Genomic DNA, 11,858 nt, shown 5'->3' with positions numbered 1-11,858 from the left:
AAAGAGAAAGATAGTTTTTCAAACAAATAGGCAGCAATTGCTTAAGGTGAAGATCCAATTATTTGTTTGAAAGTGAATCATTTCGTAAAAGGAAGTTCGATCAGAGAGGGTGAGAGCTTTGAAAATAGCTCAATGGTTAACGGTTGAAAAGATAAAACATTGGGTTTGGTCGTTTGTTCGACTAGTATTGATAGCTGGTTTATCGTTTATCATTCTCTATCCTATCATTCAAAAAATTTCGACAGCTATTAAGCATAGAAGTGATCTGTATTCACCGATAGTCGTATGGATTCCTGAAAATTATTCACTTGATAATTTCAGAAATGCGATGTCGATTATGAATTATTGGGATACATTGTTTAACACATTTGTATTAGCAGGGACGACAACGTTACTCACAGTTGCATCGTGTGCACTTGCAGGATATGCATTTGCTCGCCTGCAATTTAAAGGAAGTAAACTACTGTTTGGAGGGGTGATTCTTACTATTCTCGTACCTCCGACAACGATTCTGATCCCGATGTATATTAATTTAAGAGAATTTAGCTTAATGGGACTTATCCCGTTAATAACAGGTAGTTCAGTGAATTTATTGGATTCGTATTGGCCGTTTATCTTAACAGCATTGACGGCAAACTCTTTAAAGGCAGGGTTATTCATCTTTATTTTTAGACAATTCTTCAGGGGAATTCCTAAAGCGATTGAAGAAGCTGCTTATATTGATGGAGCAGGAGTTGGGACAACGTTCTTTCGTATTATGCTGCCCAATGCGTTGCCGGCTATTGTAACCGTTATGCTGTTCTCATTTGTATGGCAGTGGAATGATACATTCTTCACGACAACGTATTTGACATCAAGTAATGTGATGTCAACACAATTATCGTCATTACCTTATAATTTAGCGATTCATCTTGAGGGAGGTGATGCAACGAGTACCGATCCGTTTTACTTAAGTATGGTACAGGATACTGGGATCTTGCTCGCGATTCTCCCTTTAATTATTATTTACTTATTTGTTCAACGTTACTTCGTTCAAAGTGTTGAACGCACAGGGATTGTTGGTTAAGTTCATTGAATTCACTGCATGTATAAATAATATCATCATGTTCTGAATGAAGTGTTATAGTCATGTCCAAAAGGGGAGTGACCGTAGACATAGGGAGCAGTATCATTTCGTTCTACGTAATAGTGAACGGATATTAACCATTGGATCGGAATATGAGAAGAGAGAAAGGTGACATGCAAATCAAGGTTTGAATAAAGTAGAGGTAGCATTCGAAGAGCGTTCAGATGATGAAGGGATAGCACAATCGATGGATTTACCGATTGTTGAAAGTATCCCTTCCTTACTGAAGCTACAGCAAATAACTGCTTTCAAAACTTGAGTCTTGAAAGCAGAACGGTAAGAGAGAAGCGGTTTGGAGCTTTAAAGAGAATGAGGACAAGATTAACGGAATTGTATGTTGGGGAATGGCTATTAACCATATGTGGCTAGCTCATTTCCGGTTGATCGAACTAATGCTCCATTTGTAGTTATACTCATCTTAAAGAGAAGCCAGCGTTTTGGGGTGTTGTTGATCCTTCGAAGTCATCTAGAGATGACACTATGGAACGAGGATTTTCCAATAGTTTTAAAAATAGTAAGGAGGACAATAAAGCCATGAGCAAAAAAAAATTTGTCGTTTTAATGGCGTTTGCGCTTATCTTAAGCTTGTTTTTACCGAATATTACGTTACTTGCACAACAATCAAATGAGACTTTTGAAAATCCGTTTATATTTTCTGATGTGCCAGATCCTGATGTTATTAGGGTTGGGGATGTTTATTATATGGCAAGTACGACGATGCACATGAATCCAGGTGTTCCAATTATGAAATCCTATGATCTCGTTAATTGGGAAATTGTTAATTATGTCTATGACATTCTCGAAACAGATGATGAACAATCTTTAAGAAATGGACAAAGTGAATATTCAGCAGGCTCATGGGCACCTTCGTTAAGGTATCATGGAGGGACGTACTATGCAGTCTTTTCTTCAAATACAACAGGTAATACGTATGTTTATACGACGGATGATATTGAAAATGGTTCATGGACAAGACAGACGCTTGATGCACGTTTCCATGATATGTCACTCCTTTTCGACGATGATGGACGTGTATATTTAGTGCATGGCAGCGGTAATATTTCGGTTACGGAGTTAACATCCGATGCAACTGCTGTTAAAGATGGTGGTTTGAATGAAGTTATTATTCCGAATTCAGGAGAAATAGCTGGATCTGGTGGACTTCCAGGTGAAGGAGCAACGATTCAAAAAATAAATGGAAAGTATTATATATCGATTATTACGTGGCCTGAAGGAGGTATGAGAACGCAACTAATCTATCGTTCAGATTCGATAAATGGAGATTACGAGGGTCGAATCGTATTGCAAGACTCGGGAATTGCTCAAGGTGGAATGATTGATACCGCAGATGGTGATTGGTATGCGATGATATTCCAAGATAATGGAGCAGTTGGACGAACACCTTTCCTTGTGCCCGTCACATGGGAAGATGATTGGCCTATTTTTGGAGAAGACGGTCAAGCTCCAAGAGAGTTGCCAGTTCCAGTTCAAGGAGTGAAATCGACGAACCGAATTGTCGCTTCTGATGAATTTTATCAAAATTTGAACAGGGTTTTTGCAACGAATCATTCAAAAGAAACAGAAGAAGTACTTACTAAATCAGAGAGCGAAATGTCAGTTACAACTGAACGGATACAATTACTTGAAAATGGTAACTTTGAAAATGGAATTGAACCATGGGAAGGCTTTGGAGCAAATATTGAGCTATCAAGTGAAGAGGCATATAGTGGATCAAGTAGTTTATATGTGACCAATCGTCAGGTTACGGGGGATGGTCCTAAACAAGATATTACAGGTAAAGTGGAGCCTGGAACAGTGTATGAATTCTCGGCAAAAGTTAAGTATACAGAAGGCCCTGATGAGAAAAACTTCCATTTCGCGATTCAAAATGGAGCAACTTGGGAGGGCATTGAGGTAATGGGATTTACGACGGCTCAAAAGGGAGAATGGGTAACGATTGAAGGGTCCTATACATTATCTGAGGATATAGATCTATCAGAAACGTTTATTTTTATTGAGACACCTTGGACAGCTGAACCTGATGACGATTTAGATTTAATGAATTTCTATGTAGATGACCTGTCTATGACAACAACTGAAACTGTCTCTGAAGAAGCTAATCTCATTCATAATGGTAGCTTTGAGGATGGTCTGGAGCCATGGGATGTTTATGGAAACGCTACTATTGAAGTAACAAATGAAGAAGCGTATAGCGGTTCTCATAGTTTACATGTAACCAATAGAGAGCTAACAGGTGATGGTCCAAAATATGTGTTGACTGGAGCTGTTCAAGTTAACCATATTTATGAATTTTCGGCGAAAGTCAAATATACAGAAGGGCCAGAACAGAAGAATTTTCAATTTGCGATTCAAAACGGACCAACTTGGCAAGGGATTGAAGTGATTGGTTCTGCAACCGTTCAAAAAGGAGAATGGGCAACGATTTCAGGGACGTATAGACTTCCAGTAGGTACTGATCTATCAGAAACATTTATTTTTATTGAAACACCGTGGACGGATAACCCTGATCCTATTACAGATTTAATGGATTTCTATGTTGATGATATATCATTTATTAATAAAGGTGGTGTTCCTGATACAGTTAATCCAGGTGAGCATGATTATAATGGATCAAACCTTGATTTAGTATGGCAATGGAACCATAATCCGGATAATACAAATTGGTCTTTAACAGATCGTCACGGCTTTTTAAGAATAACGAACGGTAACATTGATACGAGTATTCATGATACTAGAAATACGTTAACTCAACGAACATTTGGTCCAGAAAGCTCAGGTAATATTGCAATAGAAGTGGACAATATGCGAGATGGAGACGTCGCTGGACTTGCAGCCTTCCAAGAGAAGTATGGTTATGTTGGTGTTAAAATGGAGGGCAATTCTAAATCAATTGTCATGGCAAAGGGGACTTCTGAATCTTTTGAGGAAGTAGAGAGTATACCTCTAGATGAAGAAAGAGTTTATTTTAAAGTGGACTTTGACTTTAAAGACCGTATAGATCGTGCTTACTTCTATTATAGTCTAAATGGTGTGGAGTGGACGTCTATTGGTGATGCATTAGAAATGGAATATACGCTACCACATTTCATGGGCTATCGTTTTGCTTTATTTAATTATGCAACGAAAAATCCAGGCGGTTATGTTGATTTTGATTACTTTAGAATAGAGGATACGATAACAGGCTCTGAAGGTATTGAAACGGTATTAAATGTGCAATTAGATGATGTTTCTGAAGTAGTTGGGGTGCCAAACAATGAATTTGAAGTACCTATAAAAATGGATGCGCTTCCATATGGGGAATATAAGGGGTTATCAGCATCGTTTCATATTCCTAAAGGTTTGTCCGTTTCTAAAGTGGAATTTCATACAGAGAATATTCATGGTGAAGGGACCTTTAGTTTCATAAATAACCAGCTATTATTAACGGTTAGTGGAGATGATTTTCACTTTTCAAATGAGGATTCCGAACTATTTGCTACGATCACGTTAAAGGTTGATGACTTTGTAACGTCAAATCGAAATGAAAAACTCAGAGCTAACTATATCCAAGTAGAAGGTGCAAATATTGCTTACAATGTGCATGACGCTGTGGCAAACATTGAACTATTACAATTGGAGACGGATGCTTTAGCGAAGATACCAGGGTACAACAATCCGCTCATTAGTCACAAGTTTGGAGCAGACCCTAATGTACTAGTTCATGATGAACGAGTATATATTTATATGACAAATGATGAGTTTGAGTATGATGAAAATGGCCAAATTATTGCAAATACGTATGCAAACATTAATACTTTGACAGTCATTTCATCAGAAGATTTAGTAAACTGGACTGATCATGGTTCTATCCCGGTTGCGGGACCTAATGGAGCAGCCTCATGGGCTACACAATCATGGGCACCAACTATTGCTCATAAGGAAATTAACGGTGAGGACAAGTTCTTCCTATATTTCTGTAATAACGCTTCAAACATTGGTGTTCTTACAGCTGATAGTCCGCTTGGTCCTTGGACGGATCCAATTGGAGGGCCGCTCATTCATGGGAATACTCCTGGAATAGAAGGAGTAGTTTGGAACTTTGATCCCGGTGTTTTTATCGATGATGATGGTACAGGTTACCTGTACTTTGGAGGTGGGGTCCCCGGTGGAGCAAATCCGACTCCTGAGCAAGCAGCTAATCCTCAAACAGCTCGTGTCATTCAATTAAGCGACAATATGATCGAGACAGTTGGAGAAGCCGTCATGATTGATGCACCTTTCATGTTCGAGGCTTCAGAAATGCATAAATATAACGGGCAGTACTATTTTTCTTATAGTACAAATTTCTCAGGTGTACGTGAAGAGGGCATGCCGCTTCATGGAGAAATTGCATATATGATTAGCGATAATCCGATGGGTCCTTTCACTTATGCGGGAACCCTTTTACGAAATCCATCTCGTTTCTTTGATGTCGGTGGAAACAACCATCATCATATTTTTGAGTTTAATGATCAATGGTATATTGCTTACCATGCTCAAACGTTGTCAAAGCAATTAATGGACAATACGATGGGGTATAGATCTCCTCATATTAATAAAATTGAATACTATGAGAATGGCAAAATAAAAGATGTTCAAGCGGATATGAATGGTGTTAGTCAAACTAGAACTCTTAACCCATATACAAGAACAGAGGCTGAAACGTTTGCTTGGAATGCAGGTATTTCAACAGAGGTATCAGAAGCACCAGGAAGTATGTTAGAGAGTCTTAACTTAAATGTAACTAATATTGAAGATGGTGATTGGATTGCGATATCAAATGCAGATTTTGGTGAAAATGGCGCTAGTACATTTAAAGCGAATATTGCATCGACTGTCGGTGGAACAATTGAAATTCGAATAGATAGCCCGGTTGGAGAAGTAATAGGCTTGTTAGAGGTTGAACCAACAGGCGGGGAACAAGAATGGGTCCTAATGGAAACGGATGTAACAGGTGTATCAGGTGTTCATAATATCTTCTTTATGTTTAAAGGTGAAGAGGATAACCATTTATTCAACTTTGATTATTGGAAGTTTAGTGAGGATGATAGTGATGAAGATGAGCCGGGTAAGGATCCAACTGGAGAGTTAGTGTTAGATGCTGAGGAAGCAGAAGAGGTATATGCTGGCATTACGTACTCGATTATTGGATCAAATAGTAAAATCAAGATGCCATCAGATTTACCAGATGGTACGAAATTGAAAGTAGCAACGAAAGATATTACAGATACAAATTACGAAGGTTTAATACCAGCTGGTGATCAATTAACGTTCATGTTCGAATATGCTGATGGTGCTACTATTCCTACAAATGAATTCACATTGCTATTAGGATATGAAGATGATGTTAATCGAAATGATTTAGGAATCTATTATTATAGTGATGAGGACGATGAATGGGAATATCGTGGTGGAGAAATAAATGAAGAGAGTCAAACGGTCATATTAGGAGTTACATCGTTCTCTGCTTATGGGGTATTTGTAGAGGAAGAGAACGGTCAAGACGGTCAAGATGGCCAAGATGGTCAGGATGGCCAGGACGGTCAGGATGGCCAGGACGGTCAGGACGGTCAGGATGGTCAGGGCGGTCAAGACGGTCAAGACGGTCAGGATGGTCAAGACGGTCAAGATGGTCAAGACGGCGAGGATGGCCAAGATGGTCAAGACGGCGAGGATGGCCAAGATGGTCATGACGATCAAAATGACAAAGTATTGCCTAGGACGGCGACGAGTTTATACATGTATCTTATGTATGGTATTGTTTTACTCGCTATAGGTAGTGTAGCTCTGTTGGTAATTCGTAAACGAAGAATGAATATGTAGATTAAGTTGAATGAAGTTGGGGCATAACGAAAAGTGTTTTGTTGAAATCTGAACAATGTGCGAAATATATTTCAGAAAGAGGTTTATTTGCACCAATGTGTATTTGTTCGGTTTCACATTTATTAAAACACTTGTCCCTGCTTCATTTTCTTTTTAACCTATCGACTTGATCTATAAGATATAGGGTTAATCACCTATAGAATGACAGGTTGCTGTAAACATCTAAGCCCGTTAAACTAAATTATGTATACACATTTGGAAATGTAACGAGAGGATGAGAAATGGTGAAGAATTCCAGAATGACAGATTGTAAAAAGCTTCATGAGGCGTTTGGGGACTATTTTTCAATAGGAGCGGCGGTCAATTCAAAGACAATTCATACTCAATGTGATCTACTTAGTCACCATTTTAATAGTATAACTGCAGAGAATGAAATGAAATTCGAAAGGCTCCATCCGCGTGAACATCATTATACTTTTGAGCATGCGGATCGTCTTATCTCTTTCGCGAAAGAACATGAAATGGAGGTTAGAGGACATACGCTTGTATGGCACAATCAAACATCAAAGTGGGTGTTTGAGCGAGAAGATGGAAATGTCGTAGATCGACAAACACTTTTGAAGCGAATGCAGTCACATATTGAAACGGTGCTGAAGCGTTATAAAGGGCAAATATATGCATGGGATGTAGTTAATGAAGTAGTCTCTGACAAGGACGAAGAGATGCTTCGTCCTTCAAAATGGCTTGATATTGTAGGTGAGGACTTTATTTCAAAAGCATTTGAATATGCTCACAGTGCGGATCCAAATGCACTCTTGTTCTATAATGATTATAATGAATTTGTCCCAAAGAAAAGAGAAAAAATATATAGTATGGTTAAATCATTGAAAGAGAATGGCACACCCATTCATGGAATTGGGTTACAGGCTCATTGGAATTTGGAATATCCGACACTAGATCTTATTCGTCAAGGGCTTGAAAGATATGCAAGTCTAGGATTACAGTTACATATTACTGAACTGGATGTATCCGTTTTCGATCATGATGATCGTCGAACTGATTTAGTGGAACCGACAGAAGCGTTAATGGAAATGCAAGCTAATCGATATGAAATGTTTTTCAACATTTTTAAAGAGTATTCTGACGTTATTACATCTGTTACTTTTTGGGGCGCAGCAGATGATTATACTTGGCTAAATGATTTTCCTGTGAGAGGTCGCAGAAACTGGCCGTTCCCTTTTGATTCGAATCATCAACCAAAGAAATCCTATTGGAAACTTTTGGATGTTGCACGTTCGTAAATAGAGAATGCATTTTATTTAGGAGAGGTTATCATGAGTAGTACAATCATTACGAACCCAATTATTTGGGCAGATGTTCCGGATCCTAGTGTGATTCGTGTAGGAGAATACTTCTATATGTCAAGTACGAGTATGCATTCAATGCCAGGTTGTCCGATAATGAAATCATGTAATTTAAAAGATTGGGAGATCGTTAATTATGTGTTTGACACATTTGCTGATAATGAAGAACATCGTTTAATTGATAGAAAGAACATTTATGGTAAAGGATCATGGGCTACTTGCTTACGTTATCACAATCAGACATTTTACCTTTGTTTCTCAAGCAATGACACCAATCAATTTTACATGTATCAAACAACTGATATTGAAAACGGTGAGTGGGAATGTTCTGTCATTCCAGGACTTCATCATGATCCGAGCTTGTTGTTTGATAATGAACGAGTCTTTGTGATCCATGGGAATGGTGACATTCGTATTACGGAATTAACGGAAGATGCCACTTCGAAAAAAGAAGACGGAATAGATCAGGTTCTGTTCGTTACAGAGTATGAAGGGATAGGTTTACGATGTGAGGGATGTCACGCATATCATTTAAATGGTTATTATTATTTATTTTTTATTGAATGGCCAAAGTTTGGAAATAAACGTCGGAGGCAAATTTGCTACCGTTCAAAAGACCTTTTCGGCCCTTATGAACGTAGGATTGTTTTAGATAATGACATGGGTTATCAAAATCAAGGAGTTGCTCAGGGAGGTATTGTTGATACACCGCACGGAGAATGGTATGCTTTTTTATTTCAAGATCATGGTGCTGTCGGAAGGATTCCTTGTGCTGTTCCTGTGAGATGGCTTGACGACTGGCCAATATTTGGTTTTGATGGGAAAGTTCCGAAGGCTTTTGAAGCTAGGTTACCAACGTTCGAATCAAAGCCTATTGTTAGAAGTGATGAATTTGAATATGAAGAAAATAAATTGTCATATAATTGGCAGTGGAATCACAATCCTAACAACAAATGGTGGACGGTTACAGCAAGGCCAGGGTATTTGAGGTTGATAACTGGACATTTAACAGGAAGTGTTGAATATGCACGTAATACATTAACACAAAGAACAGAAGGTCCTGCATGTAGTGGAATGACCTTTATGGACAGTCAACATATGAAACCTGGAGATTATGCTGGGATAGTTGCGCTACAATCTCATTATGGTACAGTTGGTATTCGGAAAGATGAATCGGGAAATGGTTATGTTGAGATGTGTGTGAAAAGTGACACTGGGGAGCAAGAACTAGTTGAAAGCGTTCGATATGATAGAGATGACATTTATTTAAAGATGGAATTTGATTTTAAAAATAGCCATGATATCGCTCGTTGTTATTATTCAGATGATGGATTGGAATGGAAGAAAATAGGTATTTCAGTCAAACTGAAATACACATTAGATCATTTCATGGGTTGTCGAATAGGGTTATTTAATTATGCTACGAGAGAAGTCGGAGGTTTTGCTGATTTTGATTATTTTCGATATACAAAACTGAACGTATGATCAAACTACTAGATAAAATGGCTTGTATTGGTTGCTCTCTTCAGAGAAACTGATACAAGCCAATTTTTATGAAGTGTATCATTTTCCATTGCTGATTCAAAAAAATTTTGCAAGAGATAAACAGCGATCTTGTGTACAAGCGAGTGAATGATGTATTGTACAATTAAAATTTCTAATATAACAAACGAATGGTAACGATCTAAATAAATGTTTATTGAAAAAATCAAACTATGATAGAATAATTTATAATAATACGCTATTTCAACATTACTAAACTATGAAATGGGGTTCATTACTTGTGTGGGTAAAATTAAATAAAGCCGGTTTTCTTCTGACAGTGCTATTTATGATTCCAATTTTGTCAACTTGTGAACAAGGTATGGAGGCGGGAGATGATTCTGTTTTAGGTGGGGATCAAGAAGAAATGAATGATCAGCATCCTGGACTAACTAAATATTCTCCTTCAATTGAAATTCATTTAGTTAGAGAGACAAGTGAGAGTTTAGAAAATTTACTGAATGAACTGCCTGGAGAAACATTAGATGATAATCGTTGGAGTAGGCTTTATGAACAAGTACTAGGTATAGAAGTTAAGTATGATTGGAAAGCGAAAGGCGACCTTTATCACCGAAAATTAGGTGCTGTTCTTGCTTCGGGAAACTTACCTGATGTAGCAAAAGTAAGTGCACAGCAATTAAGACAATTGAACAGTGCAGGCTTAATACAAGATCTTTCTTCTGTTTACGAGACGTATGCGACTCCTTTTACGAAGGAGATTATGAATCAAGAAGGCTCAGGTCCATTTGAAGCTGCTATTATTGATGGGAATTTAATGGGGATACCTGAAATAGAATCTTCTATTGAGAGAGCACAGTTTATCTGGATTCGCACAGACTGGTTAGAGACGTTAAAGCTAGATCCTCCAACAACAATGGATGACGTTCTTGAAATTTCGAAAGCGTTTACAAATGATGATCCGAACCAATCAGGTGAGGATGACACGTTAGGTCTAGCCATTACTCAACATCTTTGGGACCCTGTACTAGGAATTACTGGATTTATGGCAGGGTACGGAGCTTATCCGACAATTTGGGTTGAAGATGAACAAGGAGAACTAGTTTTTGGAGGGGTTCAACCAGAGGTGAAAGTCGGTTTGAAAGCGCTACAAGAAATGTATTATGACGGTCAACTAGATAATGAATTTATGTTTAAAGATGGTATGAAAGTTGAGAGCCAAGTTGAAAAAGGAAAAATAGGAATGTTTTATGGTGAACAATGGGCATCCTTTGTCGCGGGGACAAGTCGTTTAGATGATGAAAGCGCACAGTGGCAAGCTTATCCAATCGTTTCTCATTCAGAACGGCTGCCGAAAGTGCCATTGAAATTTTCAACTGACCATTTTTTAGTGGTCAAAGAAGGATATGACTATCCAGAAGCGATTATAAAAATGATTAATCTTCACTTAGAGAAAAACTGGGGGGAGACAGCTGAATATGAAGTCTATTATAGTACACCATTTCCTGCTTGGAGAGTGTCGCCCGTTACACCATATCCGGCATTAAAAAATTTAGAGGCGTATCGTCAACTCGAACATGCACGATTATCTGGAGATTATTCTAATTTGAAGCCAGAGGCAAGAGCGATTCAAAAGAATATAGATAATTATAATTAACCAGCATGATAAATCTGGTTGGGGATGGGAACGAACGTATGGGCCAGAAGGAGCCTTTTCAATACTTGAACAATATGCTGAAAATGATCAACTGTTATATGATCATTTTGTAGGAGCACCGACAAATACGATGATTAAAATGAAACCTATTTTGGACGATCTAATGCACGATACATTTATAGATATTATCCTTGGTCGTTCTATTGATGAATTCGATCAGTTTGTTGATGATTGGAATCGAATGGGCGGAGCTCAAATGACAGTAGAAGTGAATCAATGGCACTCAGAACGAAATGAAAATTGAAGTATTCTAGAGAGCACTGAATATGGTTCGTTGTATTTTTATTAT

General features: G+C 38.1%; 7 protein-coding genes. All 7 read left to right on the top strand.

Annotated elements, in window-relative coordinates:
- Positions 1-118 precede the first annotated feature (118 nt).
- The 7 genes from JCM9152_RS16805 to JCM9152_RS24170 all read left to right on the top strand — a co-directional run bounded on the left by JCM9152_RS16805 (position 119) and on the right by JCM9152_RS24170 (position 11,813).
- Complete coding sequence (locus JCM9152_RS16805) at positions 119-1,066, top strand: carbohydrate ABC transporter permease (RefSeq protein ID WP_035346492.1); 948 nt, start codon at positions 119-121, stop codon at positions 1,064-1,066.
- A 187-nt stretch (positions 1,067-1,253) separates the two neighbouring features.
- The gene (locus tag JCM9152_RS23785; RefSeq protein WP_268870753.1) at positions 1,254-1,385 is read left to right on the top strand and encodes a hypothetical protein; all 132 of its coding nucleotides are present in this window, start codon (positions 1,254-1,256) and stop codon (positions 1,383-1,385) included.
- A gap of 275 nt (positions 1,386-1,660) precedes the next feature.
- A complete protein-coding gene (locus JCM9152_RS23475; protein WP_235715744.1) occupies positions 1,661-6,988 on the top strand; it encodes a family 43 glycosylhydrolase in 5,328 nt (1,775 codons plus the stop codon).
- Between the two features lie 281 nt (positions 6,989-7,269).
- A complete protein-coding gene (locus tag JCM9152_RS16790) occupies positions 7,270-8,289 on the top strand; it encodes an endo-1,4-beta-xylanase (RefSeq protein WP_173402083.1) in 1,020 nt (339 codons plus the stop codon).
- Between the two features lie 33 nt (positions 8,290-8,322).
- Positions 8,323-9,837 (top strand): glycoside hydrolase family 43 protein, encoded by a 1,515-nt coding sequence (locus JCM9152_RS16785; RefSeq protein ID WP_035346488.1) that lies wholly within the window; start codon positions 8,323-8,325, stop codon positions 9,835-9,837.
- Positions 9,838-10,135: 298 nt separating this feature from the next.
- Positions 10,136-11,509 carry an extracellular solute-binding protein gene (locus JCM9152_RS16780; RefSeq protein ID WP_369384578.1) on the top strand — a complete coding sequence of 458 codons (1,374 nt, stop codon included), beginning with the start codon at positions 10,136-10,138 and terminating at the stop codon, positions 11,507-11,509.
- A 130-nt stretch (positions 11,510-11,639) separates the two neighbouring features.
- Positions 11,640-11,813, top strand: coding sequence for a hypothetical protein (locus tag JCM9152_RS24170; RefSeq protein WP_369384577.1), 174 nt, complete (start codon positions 11,640-11,642; stop codon positions 11,811-11,813).
- The last annotated feature ends 45 nt before the right edge of the window (positions 11,814-11,858 follow it).

Source organism: Halalkalibacter hemicellulosilyticusJCM 9152 (assembly GCF_000513115.1).
Taxonomy (GTDB): Bacteria; Bacillota; Bacilli; order Bacillales; family Bacillaceae_D; genus Halalkalibacter; species Halalkalibacter hemicellulosilyticus.
This window is presented reverse-complemented; position numbering and strand designations above follow the sequence as displayed.